Here is a 21,937-nt window from a genome sequence, read left to right as displayed (position 1 = left end):
TAAAGCAGGAAAGGCGCAGCGCGCCGAAATATTTGTAGAAAAGTAACCGGTGATATAGTCATAAGGTGCAGCGCACCGGAATAATTCCTTCAGATTACAGATCACATCAGACTCACAAATTCACCCTCTCGGATGAAACTCTGTGATAATCTGGCGGAGATACTCCCGATCCAGATGGGTATATATTTCGGTAGTCGTAATCGATTCATGACCAAGCATTTCCTGTACAGCCCTCAAACTTGCACCACCTTCTACCAGATGTGTCGCAAATGAATGTCTGAAGGTGTGAGGGCTTACTTTTTTATGAATGCCTGCTTTTTCCGCGGCGTCTTTGATGATCAGGAAAATCATGACCCGCGTAAGCTGTTTGCCTCTCCGGTTCAGGAACACAATATCCTCACTTCCTTTTTGAATCGGCATATCACGCCGGACATGTTCCAGATAGAGGTTGATGTATTTAATAGCATCGTGTCCTATCGGAACCAGTCGCATTTTGTCTCCTTTTCCTAATACACGTATAAATCCTATATCGAACTGGCAGTTGGTGAGCTGCAAGTCAACCAATTCTGAAACCCGCAAACCTGTGCTGTACAATGTCTCAATGATGGCTCTGTTCCGGGTACCTTCCGGAGTCGAATGGTCTATAACCTCAATGATCTGCTCAATATCTTCATAAGAGAGTACATCAGGAAGTTTTCTGGGTAATCGTGGGGCGTCGATCAGTTCAGTCGGATCTTCCTGAATTTCATTTTCCAGCAACATATACCGGTAAAATGCTTTGATTCCCGACAGCATTCTCGCTTGCGTATGTGCTGCGAGCCCGAGCTCTGAGATGTATTTCAGGAATGCCAGCAGGTTTTCTTCCTGCACTTCCCTGGGACCCACGTTTGTCTTGCTCAGCTCCAGATACTCAACAAGCTTCTCTATATCGCGGATATATGCCTGAATGGAGTTGTCAGAAAATGACCTTTCCAGCCGCAGATAATTTTTGAAATGTTTGATGTAGCTTTGCCACATGATGTGTTGAGTCGCCGGTTAATGGAACTGCAATATTATGCAGTAAATGCCAATCCGGCCTCATCAGAGAAATTGAAGAGCTTATAAAAAGTGGCTGAGATGAAAAAAATATTAATTCTGAATGGTCCTAACCTGAACTTGTTGGGAAAGAGAGAACCGGGTGTTTATGGAAATGAGTCGTTTGAAGATTACTTCGAAAAGCTAAAACTATTGTTTCCTGAGCACGATTTGCACTATTTTCAATCGAATCATGAAGGTGCTTTGATCGATAAAATTCATGAGGTAGGTTTCAGCTTTGACGGGATTATTATCAATGCCGGAGGATACACCCATACATCGGTGGCTTTGGCAGATGCCTTATCATCAGTAACCACGCCTGCGGTGGAGGTACATATTTCAAATATTCATGCACGGGAAGCATTCCGTCACCACAGTTACCTCACCAGCCGTTGCAAAGGCATGATCTGCGGATTAGGTTTGAAAGGTTATGAAATGGCAATCCGGTTTTTTATCTGAAACCGGATTGCCATCAGGTGTTATCTGAATAATGCGTTGGCAAAAAGGATTTTACCATCGTAGAGCATACCACGGAACAAAGGATCGTCGAACATGTAAATGATCTGTCCTTTACCCACGGGCTGAGCGCCAAAGATGAGCGTGTTTTTCAATTTGCCCGTCATACGTTCGCCCACGAAGCCTGCCATATATCCTTTCTCGTTCAGATAGCCGACATTCCAGCCATCTTTCAGTAATTCAATATCATAAGCATCTCTAACGAGTGTATAATATTCCTGTTTCAGACCAAAAGAAATAGGGTGCGTGCGGTCAAATGTTACGCTGAAAGTACTTCCCGGTGATGAGTCGCTGGTTTCTTCTCTTTCCTGTTCTCCGTATTTTTTGAATACATCAGGCTCTTTACCTTTATCAGTCATTTTTTTAGCGATGCCAAAGCCAGGTTTGTTCAACAGCGCATTGTTGGCACCTTCCATGGAAATCAGTTTTCCACCTTTTTTAACCCAATCCTGGATTTGTTCCAATACTTTGTCTGTCAGAATATTAGAATAACGACCTGCCGGCAGAATCAATACGTCAACTTCACTCCATGGCAAAGCGGACAGTTTGCCCGGATCTACCAGTGTCATCGGATACTGAATCTGCTGTTCGAAGTAATGCCATACAGAACCGAATGACGTAGCAGATACGCCCGGTCCGGCTACAGTAACCACTTTTGGTGAGGTGATTACAGGAACAAATTCCGAACCGAAATCGGCTCCTTCGGTAACAAAACCTGTAGTAGCCAATGTCAGTTGTACATGATGTTTGTTGGCAAGCGCGGCAATTTGCTGATCGAAGTCAGGCTGATTGTTGCTTTTCTTTGTAATCACCAGTGTTCCGGCATCATACTTCACATTGTTCATTTCGAAAGGAACATTGGAGCTTCTTACCAGGAAATTACGTTTCAACAGTTCGGAAAGGAATACCACATCTTCCACATCCGACCACCTTGCCAGATACGCGTAGGGAGAAGAAGCAGGTACTTTATTGTCAACCGGAGTTGCCTGATAGGTGGCTGGAACCAGCTTTTCTTTCAATCCGTATGTTTTTAAACCGAACAGATAAGAAATTCCCCAGCTGGTAAGATCATAGGTAACGGAGTCTTCCAAAACCGGTTTGGTTTCAAAAAGTACCCGCAACAGATTGGATTTAGGCTGATAGGCAGAGATCACAAGGTCGTTGTTTTCGATCTTCACGGACTGATCCGTAGAGCTGCTCAACTCAGTTCCTTTTGTTGTGATCGCTTTTCCTGCCTGGCCATATTGGAAGCCCTGTTTCTTCAACCATTCCGTAAAAGATCTCACGCGCTCTTCATTGCCTTTCGTTTTGATTACATAGGATTTGAAAGGTCCGGCAGGATTGGTAGTTGCATCTTCATGGAATTTCACAAATTCACTTACGATCTTATCCTTGCGGGAAGCTACTGCTTCCAGTGTAGCCAGACTCGTCGCAAAGTGGTGATCAATACGGCTTACCAACGTTAGTGTGTCTTTTTCCGATTTACGTTCAATAGCCAAACCAGCCGCTCCGCCACCAGCTTGTTCATAAGTGATACCGATAGCGCCGTTGAATGATGGCCAGGTGTCGCCATAGCTTGGGTAAAACAAATCGTAGTTGTAACGGGTAAAATAGGCCCAGTTGTTTTTGTCAAAATAACGGCGGCAGTTTTCGCCTACGAGCTCATTAAACTCACGCTGCCAAGACGTAATGTCCTTGTGGAAAGGCTTGGCAGCTGGAGGGAAATAATAACTTCTGTTGGAGCCCATTTCATGGAAATCGGCATGCAGATGTGGCATCCACTGATTGTATAGCTCAATACGCGCTTTCGTTTCCTTTTGTGTTTGCCATGCCCAGTCGCGGTTCAGGTCGAACAGGTAATGGTTGAAACGCCCGCCCGGCCACGGTTCATCATGCTCCAATGCGAACGGTGTCACATCAGGAACGGCATTCTGGTAGCGGTTGTACCACTGCGTATATCTTTCGTAACCATCAGGATTCTGGCATGGATCAATAATCACGACGGTGTTTTTCAGGATTTCCTGTGTCACCGTGTTTTGTTTGTTCAGCAATTCATAAACCACCTTCATGCTGGAATTTGCCGAAACAGCCTCGTTGCCATGTACGTTGTAGCTAAGCCAGGTGATAGGAATCACCTTTCCTTCGGGCTTGCCATCCATCATCCGGATACTCTTCAGGTGATTGGTTCTGATTGTTTCCAGATTGGACATGTTTTCGGCAGAAGATATAAAGGCCGTAAGAAGCGGTCTGCCTTCGTTAGTAGAACCATACTGGATGATCTTCACGCGATCCGGATTCTGAGCCGCCAGAAGCTTTATATAATCGATGATCTGATGGTGGTAGGTAAACTTAGATCCCAGCGGATAGCCGAGATATTGATCGGGAGTTTGTTGTTGCGCCTTCGCGGGCAGGATGAATAGTAAAAGAAGAAGTGAATAAAGATATCTGGTCATAATTGGGCCTGTGGTGTTAAAAAGAAATTAGGACTACTCAAATTTAGAAATATCGTAGAATTTACGTGAACGCGGGAGATGCTAAAAAAAACTTTTATTTGAAACGTGCTGATAATGAGTAATGTGAAAAAATTATTAAATTTATTTTACCTGGACATTTGGATATTAAAAAGCAACCCTGCATATTTGCACCACGTTAACGGAAACGAGAACGAAAAAGTGAAAGAAAGTGCTGAAAACGCCACGAAGTAGGAGACCAGTCGGCCCATTCGTCTAGCGGTTAGGACACGACCCTTTCACGGTTGAAACAGGGGTTCGATTCCCCTATGGGTCACCAAGTTGCGGTTTTACGCACTTTCAACACTTTTTAAACCGCCTCAGCAATGAGGCGGTTTTTTTGCGTTTTGGGGGTTCGGTGATCTGGCGGCGGGCGGGGCAGATTCTAATTTTGGCTATACTGTGTAGTCATACTTTTCTTTAATTTGCCGTTCGCTCATTTCTACTTTGAACGGAAGTCTATTTTTGTAACTTGCGGTTTTTTAGGTGCAGATATTTCTATCAGATTATAAAACTGAGATCCAGAAACTGAAAAATAGCCAGCCATGATATGTGTGGGCGGTTCAAACAAACTAGTGATACTTATTAATTACCATTAGTTACAAATCTTTTAGTGTATAGTTAAATTTTACCCTCTATTAAATTATTATGTCTGTTATGAGATGGGTGACTATGTGTTTAGTTACCAGCATTTTTTTTTATGCCTGTTCAAATGATACAACAGGAGGGAAAAAGGAACAAGAAGTTATAAGTAGTTCCAATTCAACAGTTGCTGATGAAACGGACGAAGTTGAGAATGAAGAAGATGATGTGATTTCCTCTATAGTTTTATACAACTGGAATACACTGCCAGATTCACTTAGGAGTAAAGTATCGAAATATAACTTTCAGCACATTGGGAGTTTTGAGAGTAGAAACACTTATCCATTCAATCGTGAAGATGCGTATTACATTAAGGCTGCAATAAATAACATTAGGCTTGCGGAACTCTCGAAATCAGATGCATTCCCGGTAGAGGATGTTGCAAATGCAAATCCGTATGGCTTGTATGGTAATTACAGGAATGAATGGGCATTTTACGAAATGAACGGCTCGATCATATATCCAACTGCGAAATTTACCGGATTTAGTACCATATATATTTCCCGGCATGGTGAGATTGATACAGTGTGGATAGGTCCTGTTCAAAAAAGGCCTTACAAATTAGAGATCAAATTAAAAGGTGACTATTCCCAAGAGACATCTGTGTATCCTAGCATCAACATTCCTTAATAATTTTTATTACCTCAAACAATTTTGCCTCTATCCATTTTATGAAAAAGTTTATTCTTTCTGCATTGTCAGCTGGGCTTCTGCTTGTCGGATGTTCTAAAGATTCTCCAGATAGTCCCGTGCCAGTGGCAACACCACCTGTTGAAGAAATTACCTATCAGTATATGTTGGTGAACGTTTCATCCGACACATTAGTAACGTTCAATAATGATCCCAAAAAACCAAAAGAAAATTATCCTGAGATCTTGCTGTTGCCAAAAGGAAAAGTCATGGTGAAGGTCGGGAGTGAGTCTGGGATTTCTCCAATGATAAAAACTAAGAATCCATTGCTTCAAACTCAGGTGACTATTGATAATACTGGAAAGATTTATGAGTTGAATGCATATTTAAATGAAGCGGAATTTTATTTTTCCGGAGATGTACTTTTGGTAAACATCTTTTTTTTAAATCCTGAAACCGGGAAGGCTGATAGTTTGAAAGGTGTTACTTTACCCAGATCCATTTACTATAAGAAAGCACCCGAAGATGTAATCGTGACAGCGGAGAAGCAGAAAGTAAAAGGTAGCCTATCGGTTCGGACAACACTCACAGGCAATTTAACTTATACCAAGTCTACAAACGCAGCGTTTGGACGCATTACCTCCAAAACCTCTGTAAAGAGCAAAGCGGTAACTCATGATGTTAAAGAGCCGGAAGAGTGGCCATGTGGCACACATGCAGGTAATACACTTATAACTGGAGAGAGAGGTGGTTGTTATTATATTAACAAAAACGGAAACAAAACATATGTTGACAGAAGTGAATGCAACTGCGACTAGGGAAATATATCAATTTTGTGGGGCAGTGTGAAAAATTTAGTGTACAAAATGACTATGTGATTTTCAGGGGTCAATTCTCTGATTATTAGGTATTTAAAGGAAATTTTAGAAAAGATTGGAATAGGAAATATCAGCATGCTTGTAGCCAGGCATAGCTTCACTGATATTGCAAATAAAAAAACTGGTAACGTATACGCGGTCTCTGATACATTAGATCACAGTTCAGTTTCAGTAAAAACAGATTTTTGAACTCATCCACCTGATCGGAAAATGATGATTTGGTTAACCAGGTTTACGGTTGATAACTTAACAATATGTAATCATGTCAACAGACAAATTTTTGCTTTATATAGACATATTAAACTTTCGGAATTTAGTAAAAGATAGTAAAGAGAAAGTCATTGAATTGTTTGATCGGATTGAAAAACTCCCTGTTTTTACTGACCGCGATATAAGAACCATTGTCTTTTCAGATACCATTGTGTGCTATTTGAAGCAAACTCCAAACTCGAAAGATGGGGTTGAAACAATGTTGATGTATCTCTGTGAGGCTTGCGAAGCTCTTTTTTATCACTGCGTACAATTAGATATAGTTTATCGAGCTATTCTGACCTATGGAGAGTTTGAATTTAAAGAGCAGAAGTATTTCAATTCGTATTTTGGTAAAGCTTTAATATTTGCACATGATAAGGAGAAAGAAATAAAAAGCATTGGTTTGTTTGTAGACAAACGGGTATCTAATAAATACAATATATTCCGTACTATTCCTTACACTGATGACTTTGATTTTGTTTATCCCAACAGCGATTTCAATATCCTTCAGGATGCACAAGTATCTGATTTTCCAGTGGTTTGGTACTTGCTGGATGGTCCAGTTATGCTCGATCTAGATGTCAAATTCCTGAAATATGTAAAACATAATATCGACACTGTGTCAGATATCGCCATTCGACAGAAGTATGAATCTGTTTATAATCTCTACAAGAAGAAATTTTTTACGTTGATAGCTTTTTTGGAACAGAACAACTTCGACCATAAGGCAATTTGCCCTGAATTACCCTGGGAGGAAAAGAAGCAGGAATTTCCGAGATCCATGTATTAGTAAACATCATTGGAAATGAGATAATTACAAAGCTAAAATTGGGCTTTTTGAATAGTTATATTTTTTCGCTTAATGAATTTTTGCAATTAACTGATAATCAGTTAATACTTTTCGGTTCAGTACATTTTTCACCTTGAAAGTTTGGACATGTTGCACGCCCTTTGACATTTTGGAAATTTCCTAAAAATGGATTTTCGAATATATGCAAAGCCCCTCGAGTCAAAAAGCTCGAAGGCTCACCGGAATTAGAATGTTAGTCGCTTTTTCAAGAGCGATGTATTCGATAGTGATTAGATCCTTCATTCAGATAATCATTTCCTACCCTTAAAGCACCCCCATGTAAACCTTTCATTAATAAATAGCACTTTCTCCACCTTGCCCCGCTGAAATGTTCAGGTTATTTCTGATATTACCGCGATAATTCATCTCAAACATCACTTAATCTGGTTGTTACTATGAAAATGAAGTACTTGTTTACTGCAATCTTGTTGTGTACTGTGTTGGTGGCGGCGCGGTCGGTGCGCTTTGCGAATGACCTGGTGGGTTCCTGGGCTTATGTGATTGCCGATGTTCCGGCGGAATACCAGAATGGTGTCTTCCTTTTTGAAGAGAAGGAAAATGCCACAGTGGGTTATATCGGCGCAGATAAGTCTGTGCAGATGAAAGAACTTACCGCCGCGGATGGTAAGGTGAATTTCAAATTCGATTTTGACGGCGGCTCCATCGGGGTAAGTCTGACGCAAACCGGCGATACATTAAAAGGAAATATGTCTTCTCAGTATGGCGAATTTCCTATTGTAGCGGTGAAACAAAAATAAGAGAAGTGCACAAGGAGTGGCTGTAACGCCGATTTCGGAATTTTATAGTTATTTTGGGCGGTGATATTCACCGCCTTTTTTATTTTTATCCCAGCCTCATGTACGTGCTTCGTCTACTCTACTGCCTTTTTATCTTCATCTCATTTTCGTCCCTGGCGCAAACCAGCGTTGTGCAGGATACTGCCTGGGTGCGTAACAACTTCATCAAAACGGAACACAGCATTCCTATGCGTGATGGTGTGAAATTGCACACGGTACTATACACTCCCAAAGATGGGCAGTCGTATCCGATATTGATGCAACGCACGCCTTATTCGGCAGGACCGTATGGCGAGGCCAATTACCGTCGCCGGTTGGGTCCCAACACTTCGCTGATGCAGGACAAATATATTTTTGTCTACCAGGATGCCCGTGGCAGGTACAAAAGTGAAGGTAACTTCCGTGAAATGACACCGGCCATTCCTGATAAAAAGAGCAATCAGGATGTGGATGAGTCGAGTGATACGTACGACACGATTGAGTGGCTTTTGAAAAACACCAAAAACAATGGCAGGGTAGGGCAGTATGGTATTTCTTTTCCGGGCTACTATTCTTCGGCAGCCTTGCCCGATGCGCACCCTGCGCTAAAAGCGGTTTCGCCTCAGGCACCTATGTCGGATGAGTTTATCGGAGATGATTGTTACCATAACGGTGCGTTTTTTCTGATGGATAATTTTGGCTTTTACAGCGGATTTGATGGCCCGAAAAGTGCGAACGGAGAAAGTTATAAAAGATTTTTCAACGCTTCGTATGCAGATGCCTATCAGTACTTTCTTGATTTTGGCCCTCTGAAAAAAGCCAATACAAGTGCTTATTTCTCCGACCCGAACAGCGTGTGGCGACAGGTCGTTGCGCATCCTACCTACGATGAGTTCTGGAAATCCAGAAATATCAAACCGAATTTAAAAAATGTTAAACCGGCTGTTTTGGTAGTTGGTGGTTGGTTTGATGCCGAGGATTTGTATGGTGCTTTAAAAACATATGCTGCTATTGAAAAGCAATCGCCGGGTAACAATGCCCGACTGGTGATGGGTCCCTGGACGCATGGTGGCTGGGCGGCGCCTTCATGGAAATCTTTTGCGCAATACCAGTTTGGAGCCGATGTGAACAAATATTATCAGGATGAAATTGAAACGCAATTTTTCAGTTTTTATCTTAAAGACAAAGGCACTTTCGATCAGCCGGAGGTGACAGTTTTTGAGACGGGTTCCAATCAGTGGAAGAATTACAATGTATGGCCGCCAAAGGAAAGCAAACCAACCGCGTTTTATTTGGGAAATAAGGGCAAACTGACGACTGGCAAACCAACAGTGCAAAAGGGTGCTACTGCTTATGACAGTGATCCTGCCAAACCTGTACCGTACACAAGTGTAATTTCCGGTCGCCGTAACAACGAATACATGGCAGAAGACCAGCGTTTTGCTGCGATGAGACCGGACGTAATTGTGTTTCAAACAGATTCACTGGAAAGAGATCTGACTTTAACTGGTGAAATTGCCGCGCATCTTTTTGTGTCAATGTCGGGAACGGATGCGGATTTTATTGTGAAAGTTATTGATGTATGGCCAGCTGGTTCTTCTTTGCCTGCAGAAAATGGGCAACGCTCTGTGCAAATGGGAGGTTATCAGCAAATGGTAAGGGCGGAAGTTTTGCGTGGTAAGTTTCGTAACAGTTTCAGTCAGCCGGAGCCATTTACAAAAGATAAAATTGAAAAAGTGACCGTAAAGCTGAATGAAGTGGCGCATACTTTCAAAAAAGGGCATAAAGTAATGATACAGATTCAAAGTTCATGGTTTCCGCTGGTGGATCGTAACCCTCAGAAATTCATGAATATATTTGAAGCCAATGAGGAAGACTTCCAAAAGCAAAAAATCACGATTCACCACGATGCTAAAAACAGCAGCCATGTGGTGTTGCCGGTGATGAACTGATTTTTCTTAGCCACGGATGCACGAATAATCACGGATTTTTATCCTTATGTAAAAACATCTTCGTGGTCATCTGTGTATCCGTGGCAAATCCTGTCAGCCATCAAAATTTTATCCTTCCAAAAGTTGCGTACCTTTGTGGATAGAAATTTGAAGCAGCTGCGCATTGAAAAAGAAGACACTATTTATTACTCCCCCGTTTACCCAGCTGAATACGCCGTATCCTGCAACTGCTTATCTCAAAGGCTTTTTGAATACCTTGGGGCGGGAATCTTACCAGGCGGATCTGGGGATAGAAGTGATTTTGTCTTTGTTTTCTTCCAAAGGACTTACACGCCTTTTTACCGAACTTGATGAATCGGATGCAGAACTTACAGAAAACAGTTTCCGCATTTACGCACTCAGAAGCGAATATATCGCTACTATTGATCCTGTAATACGTTTCCTGAAAAACCAGAATCCAACCCTGGCACATAGCATTTGTGACAGAACTTACCTGCCCGAGGCAAGCCGTTTTCAGCAATTGGAAGATATGGACTGGGCTTTTGGCACAATGGGAATACACGATAAAGCCCGGCACCTGGCTACTTTGTATCTGGAAGATCTGGGCGATCTGATTCAGGAGGCGGTGGATCCACATTTCGGTTTCAGTCGGTATGCGGAAAGACTGGGCCGTTCAGCTACGAGTTTTGATGAAATGGAAGAGGCATTGGAGAGACCTGATACGATCGTTTCTTCGATACTGACCTCCATCCTGAATGATAAAATAAAGACTTCTGAACCTGATATCGTTTGTATCACGGTTCCGTTTCCGGGTAATTTATACGGAGGATTCAAATGCGGGCAGTATATCCGCAAACATTACCCGCATATACAGGTGGTAATGGGTGGAGGTTTTGCCAACACCGAGTTAAGATCATTAAAAGAACCACGGGTTTTCAACTATATTAATTTCGTTTGTCTGGACGACGGCGAAGCACCGTTGCTATCGCTCCTCGAATATCTTGATGGTGACAGACCATTGGAACAGCTGAAAAGAGTGTATTCGTGTGTGAAGGGAGAGGTGGTCTATCATAACGGAGCAAAGGAAAAGGACGTACCACAACGGGATACAGGCACGCCGGATTACAGCGATCTGCCTCTTTTCGATTACCTCTCTGTGATTGAAATTGTAAACCCTATGCATCGGCTCTGGAGCGACGGGCGGTGGAATAAGCTCACGCTCGCACATGGCTGCTATTGGGGGAAATGCTCCTTTTGTGATATTTCGCTGGATTATATCCGTCGGTACGAACCGATGACGGCAGCTTTGCTTTGCGACAGGATTGAAGAGATCATCGCTCAAACGGGACAGAATGGTTTCCATTTTGTTGACGAAGCTGCGCCGCCTGCCTTGTTGCGTGACGTGGCGTTGGAAATGATCAGACGTAAACTGACAGTAGTTTGGTGGACGAATATCCGCTTTGAAAAGAACTTTACACATGACCTTTGTCTTCTATTGAAGGCTTCCGGGTGTATCGCCATTTCGGGTGGGCTAGAAGTGGCATCTGACAGGCTTTTGGAAAGAATGAAAAAAGGTGTCACTGTAGCTCAGGTAGCCAGAGTTGCCGACGCTTTCACACAGGCAGGTATTATGGTACATGCCTATCTGATGTACGGTTTTCCGACGCAGACTACACAAGAAACCATAGATGCGCTTGAAATGGTACGTCAGCTTTTTGAGCAGGGCATAGTACAATCAGGATTCTGGCACCGGTTTGCGATGACAGCACATAGTCCGGTAGGCCTGCATCCCGAGGAGTTCGATGTGATGCGTATCGGGCCTGATTTAGGAAAATTTGCTTACAACGATCTGGAACATAATGATCCGTTGGGAGCCAATCACGATCTGTTTGCCGAAGGGCTCAGCAAATCGCTGTTCAACTACATGCATGGTGTTTGTCTGGATTTCCCATTGTCCGAATGGTTCGATTTCAAAGTACCCGCACCGTCCATCTCACCTCGCTACATCGAAAAAAGTATTCGCGAAATTCAGGATGCTACAACGAGGCCAAATGCTTTGGTAACCTGGACGGGCAGCTTGCCTGAGCTTTCCGTATTCGAGGAAAAGCAGGGAAAGAAAAAAGTTGAAATTGCTGAGCTTGTATTCTTTGATAAGAAAAAGGAATGGGCAGTAGAAGCTGATGTTCCGGTCGCGGAATGGCTGACTGAAATCATGCCCAGGTTATTAATTAGTAATCCGGCAGCTTATGCTTTGGATCAGCTCAAAAGGGATTACGACGAAGCCGGACTAGGCAGCTTCGACGGGTTTACCTCTTCTAATACCTGGAAAGCATTAAGACAGCGCGGACTTTTGATTGTGTAAGTTATAAACTACAATTTCAATACAGAAAACTTTTTCAGTTCATCATCAAATGTGGTAAAAGTAGCCGGGTACCCAACTGCTATTGTTCCGATTTGAGACGAAAGCCCGGTTGCTTTCGCAGGCCTGATAGTGGCCATCTCAACAGCTTCCAGCAATGGAATACCTACTTCGTTTACTGCATTTCGGACGGCATCGGGTAGTGAAATAGTGGCTCCTGCCAGATTGCCATCTGAGTTTATATACTTGCCCTCTTTCAGATAAGCATCAAATTCTCCCCATTTGAATTCCGTCACTTTTTCGTTCAGGAACAGAGCATCTGAAATCAGGAATAATTTTTCCTTTTTCTGTTTGTAAGCGATCCTTGCTGCGGCATAGCTGCAATGAGTGCCGTCTATAATAATGGGTGCATAGGTATCTTTACTGTCAAATGTAGCGCCTACAAGACCCGGTTCACGATGACCAAACGACGACATCGCATTATACAAATGCGTAACCACATTGATCCCCTTTGCAAAAGCTGCAGTCGCCTGCTGGTAAGTAGCATTAGAATGCCCGGCAGAGACAGTAATTCCAGAATCCAGCAGCATCTGAATCTGCTCTTCTGTGAACATTTCGGGTGCAATGGTGATCAGTTTAATTACATTTTTTCCATGGCGTATAATTTCTTCCAGATCCGAGTTAGTTGGCTTCCGGACATATTCTGTAAGATGTGCACCACGTTTTACGGGATTCAGAAAAGGACCTTCCAGGTGCATACCGAGTACACCGGAATCCGGATTTTTTTCCTGATAATTCCGTACAGCCTCTATACCTTTCAAAATATTATCCTGAGGCGAAGTAATCAGTGTGGGTAATACATAAGCAGAGCCCGTACCTACACTGCTCTGGTAGATGTCCTCAATCGTTTCCTCGTCCGCTTTTTGCGTAAAATAATATTTTTCCCCACCATTGATGTGACTGTCAAAGAAACCGGGAGCAAGGTTTTCCACAGCGGCAGCACCATTTGCCTGATTTTGATGGTCAATAGCGCTAATCCTGCCATTCTCCATTGTGATCAACTGATCTTTCAAAATATCATTTCCGGTAAAAACCCGCTTTGCGAAAATTTGCTCAGACATTTCTTTGGTGTGTTTAGGATGTTAGGGAATATATGAACGATTATATCCTTTTTATTTTATAATAATATCAAATCGAGTAAGCAATCCAGCCAGATCAGACGAAAGAAACTTTGCTTTTTTTACATTATTGATCGTAGGATCAATGGTGAAGTATTTGCTCGTCGTGAAATCGACCCCGGACACATTGGTATTTGAAAATACAGCCTCGCTGAAATCGCAGTTATGAAACTTAGATTTGGAGAGATCGGCCTGAGTAAAATCTGCTCCCTGAATCCGGCAATTTGAGAAAATACTCTTATTCAGTTTCTTCTGTTCGAAAATCGCATAGTCGAGAATGCAGTTTTCAAACTTTACCTGAAGTGCGAAATCCTTCGCCACCGAGATATCAATACCCGTCAGCTTACAGTCAAGAAACGTCACGTTATCAAGTTTACTATTCCTGAACGACACGTTACTGAGATTACAATCAGTAAAAATACAATCTGTGAGTGTGATACCCATCAGTTCAGCAAAGCTACAGTTGACAAAATTTGCCTGTTCAAAGTCGTCGGATGGTAATGGCTCGGTTGAGAAATCTATATTGTGAAAATAGGGTTTGTCTTCTGAAAATGACATGAAATGAAAGTAAGAGCTTATGAATTAAGAACTAAATATACTTTTTGATCACAGATTTAAGTTGATCTGCCTGCACTACACCCGATTGTCTCCACATCGGTTTGCCATGTTTGAAAACGATGAGTGTTGGTACTCCCTGTATTTTGTAAGCCTGTGCAGCCGATGGGTTTTTATCCACATCTACCTTAATGATGGTGGCCGTTTCTCCCAAATCAGCTTTAAGCGTTTCCAGGATTGGCTTCATCATTTTACATGGTCCGCACCACTCAGCGGAGAAATCGACAAGAACGGGCTTATTGCCGTTGATGAGTTCTTTGAAAGATGACATATCAGTATAGTTGAGATCGTGAAACAACAGAAAATAAACCAGTTCATATCACCGATTAGTCAATTTACTGCAAAATAAGTGCCCGTAGAAATAACCAAACCAGATGGAAATTGGTTTACAATAAACGACTTCAAAATGGGAAAAATGATTCCCTGCCCGAAGTGAAATCAAATTTTGGATTTGAGAAACTGACCGAATTTTTTTTCAATCCACTCGTAGGTGAAATGGGAATAAATGATGGTAAGCAGGATTGAAATAAGTAAGGAAATACCAATCATGGTTTCGGTTTGTGGGGATTTCAATACCCTGAAAAGGATCACGTTCATGGCGATCAGCACGATTGCATGGTTGAGGTAGATAGAATAGGAGATCTTACCCAGGTATTGAAAAGGTTTCGTGAGCAGCAGCTTGGTTACCACACCGGTAGAATTACAGAAAATAATTACCCCTCCCGAGAACAGAAACGGGAATACAAGTTTCCATAAATTAAGATCGTAATGGTGTACGATGTACATGCCTGAAACGACGGCTAGCAGGAATGGGATTTCGAACGCGGAAAGTTGAAAAGTTTTGTTTCGGATAAAGTTGTAAGTGAACACACCGAGGGTAAAACAGAAAATACCTCGTATAAATCCATAATCGTAAGCAAGCAGGTAATCGCCATGCCAGATGATAAAGGCACCGCAAAGAGTTGTAATGATCACAAATGCAATGAATTTATACTTCGAAAATAAAATCAGCACCAGTCCGAAAACAACATAGGCGATCATTTCCGCTGATATTGACCAGGCAGGGTAATTGAGGCCGATCCAGTCTCCGAATACAGGGGTGGAACCCATAAATGTGAGTGTATCGAAAGCTGTTTCGAAATAGTAGGAGAGGCTCAGGTTATCGGCATGCTTATAGGCACTGAAATCTCCTATAATGTTAAAAACCAGGAACACAATCTCAGTGTAAAAGAGCAGTGGATACAATCGTACAAACCTTTTCTTCAGGAAAGGGACGAAATCATCCTTGGTTTCCAGACGGTTGTAATAGTTCAGCGCGATTACAAAGCCACTCAGAACGAAGAAAAAATCAACGAAGAGATCAGAGTTAATTACGAAGAAGTTATTATAAAATACCGAATCTTTGAAGGCATTGTGGTGGTGTGCAACAACAAGAACTGCAAAAATGCCGCGTAAACCGTCGAGCTGTTCTACTCTTCCTTTCATTTAATGGTTGTGTGGATAATCCTGCTGTACGAATAAGAAACCGGTTAAGCGGGAACTGCAGATAATGGGTTTTCATTAACCGGCAGTTCTTCCCGTTTCTCAAAATATCTCACACCCAGAAAACGTATCATTGCGATATAGGGGAACCAGAATGCAATATCAGAGGGGCGTCCGCCTGTGATCAGAAGTATCGTAAGAGAAATGTAGAAGTAACCGAGCACAGTGGATATAGCTGCTGTAGGTCGTCGGATTTCACGTATCGCAAAAAGGAATAGAAACAGGTTAAAAGATGCAAAGAACAGAAAACCTATGACACCATAGGCAACAAATGATTCCAGAATAGGTACGTCCAGATAATCGCTCTTGAATCCTTTGCCCATGAAAGCATCCCAGGAAAAGAAGGTATTCAGGAAGGTTTCAAAACCACCAACCCGACCCATGGCTGAATAATCTACATCCGCAGATTCCGTTAATTTTACACCAAAAGAAGTAAAGATTACGTCCATGATACGATCCTGGAACACATCCCAATAACCAAGCAACAGGTTGAAGATATCACCATACCGGTTCAGGAAATACCGTATGCCAATGATAATGACAACTACCAGCACCATACTCCGGAACTTAAATATATTCAGCGCAGCTTTGAAGATACTCGAAACTTTGAACTGAAAGATAAAGTAAGCTGTGGTCATCAGTCCGATTCCGATATAGCTGGATTTGGCGAGGGATAAAACCACAACACCAAGACTAAACAGAACAGAAAAGAATAAAAATGCCTTATTAATGATACCCGTCGAACGGCTCATTAATACGAGTGCCGTTACAATACATATAACCCCATTACGAGCAGTAATGTGCGGATTTCCACCAGGTTGTGCTCCATCATTAGAGAAACTTACAGCTGCCCGCATTCCCGGCGACCAGTTCGGATCCGTAAGCAGAGAGTAAACCAGAGTAACATTAGCGAAAAGCGATAGTATAAAAAGAACCGTTACCAACGTATCAGACACATCATTGGGAACGTGCAGCAACAGTATCAGAAAGCCAAACATGAATACGAAATTACCTACATCGGCGACGGCTTTTCCTGTATAATTCAGAAAAAGGAAGTAGTATAACATGATCAGCAAAAAGCCTAATCCCAGATTAAACAGGATCGTGTTGGGCTTATAAAGACGCTTGAAGAGAGTCAACGGAAGCATCAAAACCAGCCCCAATGCAAAGAAAACTGCTGTGAAAATACTGTTGGCAGGTCCTATTTTCAGTGTATCCCGTATGAAGAATATCAATGGAAATCCATTAAATATCATAGCGATACCGACAGAGTATCTGAGATAAGTGAAATTTGAAAATATATTTAACAGACTCCAATTCATCTGGATAACCTAAAACTAATGTATTTAAAGTCGAACTTGAATATGAAGTAGGCCACTTTCCGAAACCTGCACCAAAGATACCTCAATTTGTTGAGAGATGGATTGCCTACCGCGGAAATGTACAATCCCTTGATTTTTGCGTGCTCCTTTTTACCAAGAGGGGCTATATTGGAGGATTTTGCATCCGCATGTACCCGCAATGCTCCGCCTAAACCGTCTATTTTTTTGGTTGTAGCCGTACCATCGGATGTATATCTTGTAATGAACTCATAGTCAAACGCAAAGTGGTATGATTCATCAAACGGGCCGTATTTCGTTACCAACTCTCTTTTGAAAAATAAAGACTGATTGTGAATCTGCATTCCTTCCAAAACCTGACATGTAAAGCTGTAAGACGTTGTTTTGAGAATCTCAGTCACTTCATCGTCTGTAGAAATCATAAACAAATCACCAAACAATATATCTGCAGGTGTTTGTCTGGCCGCTTCTCCAAAACGGAGAAAAGTGCCCGGGAAATATACATCGTCCGAATTTTGGAAGCTGATGTAGTCTCCTGTTGCCAAAGCTAGCGCTTTGTTGATGGCATGTACCTGGCCACGGTCCTTTTCAGAAACCCAATAGGTAAGATGCTTTTCATATTTTTTGATTATCTCCACACTATGGTCGGTAGAACCGCCATCAATGATGATATATTCCAGATTCGGATAGTTTTGGTTTAGTACACTCAGAATGGTACGTTCCAGAAAATCAGCCTGGTTATAGGAAGGTGTAATAATCGTTAGTTTTGGAAAGCCTGTTCCGCTTTCCTGACGGAAATCAGGTGCAGAGACCAGTGTGCGTAATTCCTTTGTGTATTGTTCGAGGGATTTCATGTATTGATAAAATTTTAAAACTGATCAATAAATTGGGTTATTGATTTCAGATTGGTCCGCCATCTTTTTCTGAAGAGTCGGTCGGGTTTGATGTCAGGGTTTTTCCCAAAGCCGGGTTTGCCGCCAGGGACAAACTGTTTAAAAGAATTTACAATTTTCTTATAGTCACTGTACAGTGTTTTGTATAAGCCACTGTTTTTCAGCAATGGAGCATGATCAGACCAGATAGGGTCGAAAAAATCCAATCCTGCAAAGTCTGCCGAGATGAGTTTCTCTCCTTCAACAAGGTAGGTCTGGTCTTTTAATTCCAGTGCTTTGTTCAAAACAGAATGCAGACCGTAATGCCAGCCGGGATTCGAAATCTGGATCGCATCCGGAATTCGGACCAGTACAAAGTTGAGCCACAACTGATCCATACACATGCCATTGCATAAATCAAATTTAGCTCTGTCGAGTGTTCGCTCAGCCCACCAGTCAAGGAAGCGAAGGCTTTCTTCACTTCGGTTGAAAGTCCAGCTTCCGGCATGAAACATACCTACATTGAGAATCCTTTTGTCATCGAGGACGGCAGATTTTGCCAAAGCCTTTGTGATATGCGGTGTAACCTGCATGCCCGACGGTGTTGAGATAATCTCTTCAAAAGAATTATACAAAAACACCGTAGGTGCGAAAAAAGTAAAGCCGGAGTGATCCGGGTGAAGTTGAAGCAAATGTTTGAGGAACCATGGGCGACAGGCATTCACAAGCTCAAAATCATAATACTGCTCAGTCATGTGTTGCCATTTCGGAATGGCAACTTCGTCAGGCCTGATGAGTTTGATATAGGCAGGAAGGTCGGTTAGTTCCGTATAATCGACCCAGCCAAGATAAAAAAGATTTCCAGGATACTGCATCACAGACTTAGCCAATGCGAGTGCATGAGCCAGACTAGTTCGGTTGCAGACTGTAAAAATAATGTTCATGGTGTTTAATTTCTTCCTTGCACTTCCTGTATCGGAAGATCGTCTATATTATCCTTACTTACACCGGTGAAGGCGAAAGGTAATGCCCTTCCTGTGTATTGGCTGGACGTTTTCTTAGTTGAAAGTGCTATGCAAAAGAAATTGCGCACTATTTCCGTTGGCTTTCTGACTGTCGGCCAGATTCTGTTGGCCTCCACTTCCCAAAACACAGCATCCCGATGCTTCAAAATTTCATCGTGACGATATTGATAGGCTGTTTTTGCTTTTTTTCTCAGCGCTTTGATCATTCGCTGAACATTGCACAGAATGAGTCCGTTGTTTTCAAAAGCCTTGTCAATATTTAGTTTCTCATTTTGATTCAGTCCCAGTATCAGGGACACCTGGCCGGGTAACTTTTTCGAATCACTGCTATCTGGTTTGGCTTTCAGGTAATCGTAACCTTGTTTGCACCAGTAATGCAGCTCATCTTTGACAATCCAGCTGTTAAGTTCATGAATCAGCAAAAAGTCCGTCCAGCTGAACCTGTCGTAGAATTCATCAAGCAGGAATAACTTTGCCAGAGCTTGTCGCGATTGAAAATATTCTTTCGGGAAATAAATGATATCAGCGTCTGCTTTGTGCTCCTTTACGATAGCCAGGTCAGCGCCTTCCGCTGTGATGAACATAACCGGATAGCGGGCCAGAGCTTCCAGACAGCGATGAAGAGATTTTTCTTGCGTTGGAGTCAGCTCTGGATCAGGAATGGGGATTATAACCGAAACTAGTTCTTTCATTTATATCGTTTCAAGCTGATCTATAACGTATTGGAAAGGCATTTTAATCCATTTTCTAACACGCTGATAACGCAATACACGCTTAGGTTTAATGTAATAGCATGGGAACTGGCGGTAATAAGCATTCCCGTTGTTTATAAGGCTATCTTTATACAACCTGAAAAGGGTAGTCAGGTCTGCCCGATCCGACAGCTCAAAGCGATCCTGATATTTAGAAAGCACATCCGGTTTCGCCGGGTCATAACCGCTGTAATGGAAAAAAATCAGTGGATTATCGCCATTCACATAGTGGGTCTCGCCCAACTGTGTGAAAGTACGTTCATGAAGGTTCCAGTAAGCTGCGTTGTATCCGGGGTTACGCTGAATAAATGTTTCTTTAACAAAAACGGGCAGAAAATTCATCCAGTTCTGATCTGTGAACAGACCATTGCACAGATCAATCAGGCATTCATATCTGAGTTTTTCTTCCCACCACTTAATATATTCCAGCGTTTCATTGCTTCTTGCGAATGCTACAAAACCAAGGTTATAAATGCCTGTATTGAGATGATGTAATTCATTAGGCGTTAATCTGTCATCAATAGCTGTATTGATATGTGGAGTAACGACTGCAGGATATTGAGTCAGAGATTCTTTCAGTGCTGTGATAGGCTGAAAGACGATAATGTCAGGATCGAAATAAATGACATTCTTTGCCTCAGGGTATTTCTTGAAAAAATAGGTGAAATAGAAAGGCTTGACCGCAGTGTTGAGTTCGGTAATATCGTACCGGTCTGCCATTTCCTGAAATCCCTGAATATCGATTTTATCAATCTCAATCATAGGGTATTCGGGCGTAAATGCAGGGTCAAAACTGACACCTTCCAGAATATCAACAAGCCCTATAAAGAACTTCACATCCGGATTGGTATTCTTCAGTGAATCTCCGAGTGTGCGTGCCTGAGCCAGGTAATTTATTGAACAAATTGTAAAAGCAATGGTCATTAGTTATGCTGTTCCGAAACGATCAAAGGTAAGTACTTTTGAATGATGGCTTCAATGTTTCCTACACTTTTCTCGGCATTGTGGCGTTCCAATACTTTTTTTCTTCCCTTCTCGCCCATGAGCTGGCGAAGTCCGGGATCGAGAACGAGTTTGATAACTGCCTCTGAAGCAGCGTTGATATCAAGATAGGGAACCACAAAGCCAGCATCGGTTTCGATCAGTTCAGGAGAACCTCCTGCATCTTCAAAGCAAACCACCGGAATCTCCAGTAATGCAGCTTCCAGTACCACAAGCGGATACGGATCCTCACGGGAACTGAGCAACAAAATATCAAAGCGATTGATATAGTCAAGCGCCTGTGGGGTAGGAGGAATGAGAATGATCCGGTCAGAAAGCCCCATGACACGGATATCACTTTCTATCAGTTCATAGATTTCATGCTGAGGACCTGCACCTACCCAAACGAAATAGACTGGTAAAGGGCCTGTCTTGCTGATTACATTACGGGCGATCCAGTTGAAAATATCATTTCCTTTTCTCCATTCGGCATTTCCGCATCCACCAATCACAATCGCATCATCAGGAATCTTGTAGGTTCTTTCCAGAAGATTGGTTTGTACCTGCGTTACTCTCTCATCAATATGATCGTGGTCTATCAGTGTAAATGTGCTTACATGCTGAGAAGGGAAATCATATTTTTTTACATAGAAATTCGCTACAGCCTTTGAAACAGCGATCAGATGGTCTGTCTTTTTGAGCAGAAAATTGAGATGTTTCTCATGCGTGTATATTCTTGCAGACATGGCAAGCTCATGCACAAACAATACCATCGGCAGATGATGCAGGAAGCGCAGTGTCTCATAGTAAACCTCAGCGTTGGCAATAGAATTGACAAATACCAATCCAATGTTCTGTGCTTCCAGTTCACCGATAATTCTATCATTTTCCCGCTGAGCTGAATGCTCGGCGTATAACTTCTGCAGTTTTATTTTCCTTAGAATACGTCCTGAAATGAAACCCGGAGAAGTCTGATTATCCTGATATAGCCTGGTAATAGTGGTTACCTCGGCAAATTCATCTTCCAATACACCACCGCTGCATAACAGCAAATGCATGGGTATGCCACGTTCCTTCAGCAATCGCAGAAGCTGGAGCAGAAGTAGCTGACTTCCTGCTCTGTTCGCATCGTGACTTACGAATAATATTTTCTTGTGTTCCATTACTTCAAAAGTTTCCAGGATAGTAATCAC

At 42.3% G+C, this 21,937-nt stretch carries 19 protein-coding genes and 1 tRNA gene; 8 read left to right on the top strand and 12 right to left on the bottom strand.

Features of this window, described 5'->3' with window-relative positions; genetic code table 11:
* Positions 1-120: 120 nt before the first annotated feature.
* Positions 121-1,017, bottom strand: coding sequence for a site-specific tyrosine recombinase XerD (gene xerD, locus DSL64_RS25365; protein ID WP_115833761.1), 897 nt, complete (start codon positions 1,015-1,017; stop codon positions 121-123).
* 99 nt (positions 1,018-1,116) lie between these two features.
* Here xerD and aroQ point away from each other — a divergent pair, with 99 nt between their 5' ends.
* Positions 1,117-1,533, top strand: a complete 417-nt coding sequence (gene aroQ, locus DSL64_RS25360) for a type II 3-dehydroquinate dehydratase (protein WP_115833760.1) — start codon at positions 1,117-1,119, stop codon at positions 1,531-1,533.
* A 20-nt stretch (positions 1,534-1,553) separates the two neighbouring features.
* Here the strand turns inward: aroQ and DSL64_RS25355 are convergent, their stop codons facing one another.
* Positions 1,554-4,043, bottom strand: a complete 2,490-nt coding sequence (locus DSL64_RS25355) for a M14 metallopeptidase family protein (RefSeq protein ID WP_115833759.1) — start codon at positions 4,041-4,043, stop codon at positions 1,554-1,556.
* Positions 4,044-4,305: 262 nt separating this feature from the next.
* On the opposite strand from DSL64_RS25355, the gene DSL64_RS25350 reads away from it, so the two are divergent.
* From DSL64_RS25350 to DSL64_RS25320, 7 genes are all read left to right on the top strand, one after another.
* Positions 4,306-4,380 (top strand) — tRNA-Glu (locus tag DSL64_RS25350).
* 377 nt (positions 4,381-4,757) lie between these two features.
* Positions 4,758-5,372, top strand: a complete 615-nt coding sequence (locus DSL64_RS25345) for a hypothetical protein (RefSeq protein WP_147300417.1) — start codon at positions 4,758-4,760, stop codon at positions 5,370-5,372.
* A 41-nt stretch (positions 5,373-5,413) separates the two neighbouring features.
* Positions 5,414-6,190 carry a hypothetical protein gene (locus DSL64_RS25340; protein ID WP_115833757.1) on the top strand — a complete coding sequence of 259 codons (777 nt, stop codon included), beginning with the start codon at positions 5,414-5,416 and terminating at the stop codon, positions 6,188-6,190.
* A 322-nt stretch (positions 6,191-6,512) separates the two neighbouring features.
* Positions 6,513-7,292 carry a hypothetical protein gene (locus DSL64_RS25335; RefSeq protein ID WP_115833756.1) on the top strand — a complete coding sequence of 260 codons (780 nt, stop codon included), beginning with the start codon at positions 6,513-6,515 and terminating at the stop codon, positions 7,290-7,292.
* A 455-nt stretch (positions 7,293-7,747) separates the two neighbouring features.
* Positions 7,748-8,110: a hypothetical protein gene (locus tag DSL64_RS25330; RefSeq protein WP_115833755.1), complete on the top strand. Its 363-nt coding sequence runs from the start codon at positions 7,748-7,750 to the stop codon at positions 8,108-8,110.
* A gap of 98 nt (positions 8,111-8,208) precedes the next feature.
* Positions 8,209-10,080, top strand: a complete 1,872-nt coding sequence (locus DSL64_RS25325) for a CocE/NonD family hydrolase (RefSeq protein ID WP_115833754.1) — start codon at positions 8,209-8,211, stop codon at positions 10,078-10,080.
* Positions 10,081-10,243: 163 nt separating this feature from the next.
* On the top strand, positions 10,244-12,442 hold the full coding sequence (locus DSL64_RS25320) for a B12-binding domain-containing radical SAM protein (RefSeq protein WP_115833753.1): 2,199 nt from the start codon (positions 10,244-10,246) through the stop codon (positions 12,440-12,442).
* 8 nt (positions 12,443-12,450) lie between these two features.
* On the opposite strand, the gene nagA is transcribed toward DSL64_RS25320, so the two are convergent.
* From nagA to DSL64_RS25270, 10 genes are all read right to left on the bottom strand, one after another.
* Positions 12,451-13,560, bottom strand: coding sequence for an N-acetylglucosamine-6-phosphate deacetylase (nagA, locus tag DSL64_RS25315; protein WP_115833752.1), 1,110 nt, complete (start codon positions 13,558-13,560; stop codon positions 12,451-12,453).
* Positions 13,561-13,611: 51 nt separating this feature from the next.
* Positions 13,612-14,175, bottom strand: a complete 564-nt coding sequence (locus DSL64_RS25310) for a pentapeptide repeat-containing protein (protein ID WP_115833751.1) — start codon at positions 14,173-14,175, stop codon at positions 13,612-13,614.
* A gap of 31 nt (positions 14,176-14,206) precedes the next feature.
* Positions 14,207-14,503: a thioredoxin gene (gene trxA / locus DSL64_RS25305; protein WP_115833750.1), complete on the bottom strand. Its 297-nt coding sequence runs from the start codon at positions 14,501-14,503 to the stop codon at positions 14,207-14,209.
* A gap of 167 nt (positions 14,504-14,670) precedes the next feature.
* On the bottom strand, positions 14,671-15,717 hold the full coding sequence (locus DSL64_RS25300) for an acyltransferase family protein (RefSeq protein WP_115833749.1): 1,047 nt from the start codon (positions 15,715-15,717) through the stop codon (positions 14,671-14,673).
* Positions 15,718-15,761: 44 nt separating this feature from the next.
* Positions 15,762-17,009, bottom strand: a complete 1,248-nt coding sequence (locus DSL64_RS25295) for a hypothetical protein (RefSeq protein WP_229217226.1) — start codon at positions 17,007-17,009, stop codon at positions 15,762-15,764.
* Positions 17,010-17,092: 83 nt separating this feature from the next.
* Entirely contained in the window at positions 17,093-17,968 is an 876-nt protein-coding gene (locus DSL64_RS25290; RefSeq protein ID WP_115833747.1) for a glycosyltransferase family 2 protein, read from the bottom strand.
* A gap of 14 nt (positions 17,969-17,982) precedes the next feature.
* Positions 17,983-18,930, bottom strand: a complete 948-nt coding sequence (locus tag DSL64_RS25285; protein ID WP_115833746.1) for a hypothetical protein — start codon at positions 18,928-18,930, stop codon at positions 17,983-17,985.
* A gap of 5 nt (positions 18,931-18,935) precedes the next feature.
* Positions 18,936-19,703 carry a DUF5672 family protein gene (locus DSL64_RS25280; RefSeq protein ID WP_115833745.1) on the bottom strand — a complete coding sequence of 256 codons (768 nt, stop codon included), beginning with the start codon at positions 19,701-19,703 and terminating at the stop codon, positions 18,936-18,938.
* Entirely contained in the window at positions 19,704-20,687 is a 984-nt protein-coding gene (locus tag DSL64_RS25275; RefSeq protein ID WP_115833744.1) for a glycosyl transferase, read from the bottom strand. It abuts the gene before it with no gap.
* On the bottom strand, positions 20,687-21,907 hold the full coding sequence (locus tag DSL64_RS25270; protein WP_115833743.1) for a glycosyltransferase family 4 protein: 1,221 nt from the start codon (positions 21,905-21,907) through the stop codon (positions 20,687-20,689). The genes DSL64_RS25275 and DSL64_RS25270 overlap by 1 nt, the downstream gene beginning before the upstream one ends.
* Positions 21,908-21,937 lie beyond the last annotated feature (30 nt).

The organism is Dyadobacter luteus (assembly GCF_003383615.1).
Classification (GTDB): domain Bacteria; phylum Bacteroidota; class Bacteroidia; order Cytophagales; family Spirosomataceae; genus Dyadobacter; species Dyadobacter luteus.
Note: the sequence above shows the minus strand (reverse complement) of the source record. Positions and strands in the feature narration are given on the sequence as shown.

Excerpts from the sequence above, each read along its gene's own strand:
- DSL64_RS25300 (WP_115833749.1), bottom strand. The coding sequence starts at position 15,717 with ATGAAAGGAAGAGTAGAACAGCTCGACGGTTTACGCGGCATTTTTGCA.
- trxA (WP_115833750.1), bottom strand. The coding sequence starts at position 14,503 with ATGTCATCTTTCAAAGAACTCATCAACGGCAATAAGCCCGTTCTTGTC.
- DSL64_RS25280 (WP_115833745.1), bottom strand. The coding sequence starts at position 19,703 with ATGAAAGAACTAGTTTCGGTTATAATCCCCATTCCTGATCCAGAGCTG.
- DSL64_RS25285 (WP_115833746.1), bottom strand. The coding sequence starts at position 18,930 with ATGAACATTATTTTTACAGTCTGCAACCGAACTAGTCTGGCTCATGCA.
- DSL64_RS25345 (WP_147300417.1), top strand. The coding sequence starts at position 4,758 with ATGAGATGGGTGACTATGTGTTTAGTTACCAGCATTTTTTTTTATGCC.
- DSL64_RS25275 (WP_115833744.1), bottom strand. The coding sequence starts at position 20,687 with ATGACCATTGCTTTTACAATTTGTTCAATAAATTACCTGGCTCAGGCA.
- DSL64_RS25325 (WP_115833754.1), top strand. The coding sequence starts at position 8,209 with ATGTACGTGCTTCGTCTACTCTACTGCCTTTTTATCTTCATCTCATTT.
- nagA (WP_115833752.1), bottom strand. The coding sequence starts at position 13,560 with ATGTCTGAGCAAATTTTCGCAAAGCGGGTTTTTACCGGAAATGATATT.
- aroQ (WP_115833760.1), top strand. The coding sequence starts at position 1,117 with ATGAAAAAAATATTAATTCTGAATGGTCCTAACCTGAACTTGTTGGGA.
- DSL64_RS25270 (WP_115833743.1), bottom strand. The coding sequence starts at position 21,907 with ATGGAACACAAGAAAATATTATTCGTAAGTCACGATGCGAACAGAGCA.
- DSL64_RS25355 (WP_115833759.1), bottom strand. The coding sequence starts at position 4,043 with ATGACCAGATATCTTTATTCACTTCTTCTTTTACTATTCATCCTGCCC.
- DSL64_RS25340 (WP_115833757.1), top strand. The coding sequence starts at position 5,414 with ATGAAAAAGTTTATTCTTTCTGCATTGTCAGCTGGGCTTCTGCTTGTC.
- DSL64_RS25310 (WP_115833751.1), bottom strand. The coding sequence starts at position 14,175 with ATGTCATTTTCAGAAGACAAACCCTATTTTCACAATATAGATTTCTCA.
- xerD (WP_115833761.1), bottom strand. The coding sequence starts at position 1,017 with ATGTGGCAAAGCTACATCAAACATTTCAAAAATTATCTGCGGCTGGAA.
- DSL64_RS25335 (WP_115833756.1), top strand. The coding sequence starts at position 6,513 with ATGTCAACAGACAAATTTTTGCTTTATATAGACATATTAAACTTTCGG.
- DSL64_RS25330 (WP_115833755.1), top strand. The coding sequence starts at position 7,748 with ATGAAAATGAAGTACTTGTTTACTGCAATCTTGTTGTGTACTGTGTTG.
- DSL64_RS25290 (WP_115833747.1), bottom strand. The coding sequence starts at position 17,968 with ATGAAATCCCTCGAACAATACACAAAGGAATTACGCACACTGGTCTCT.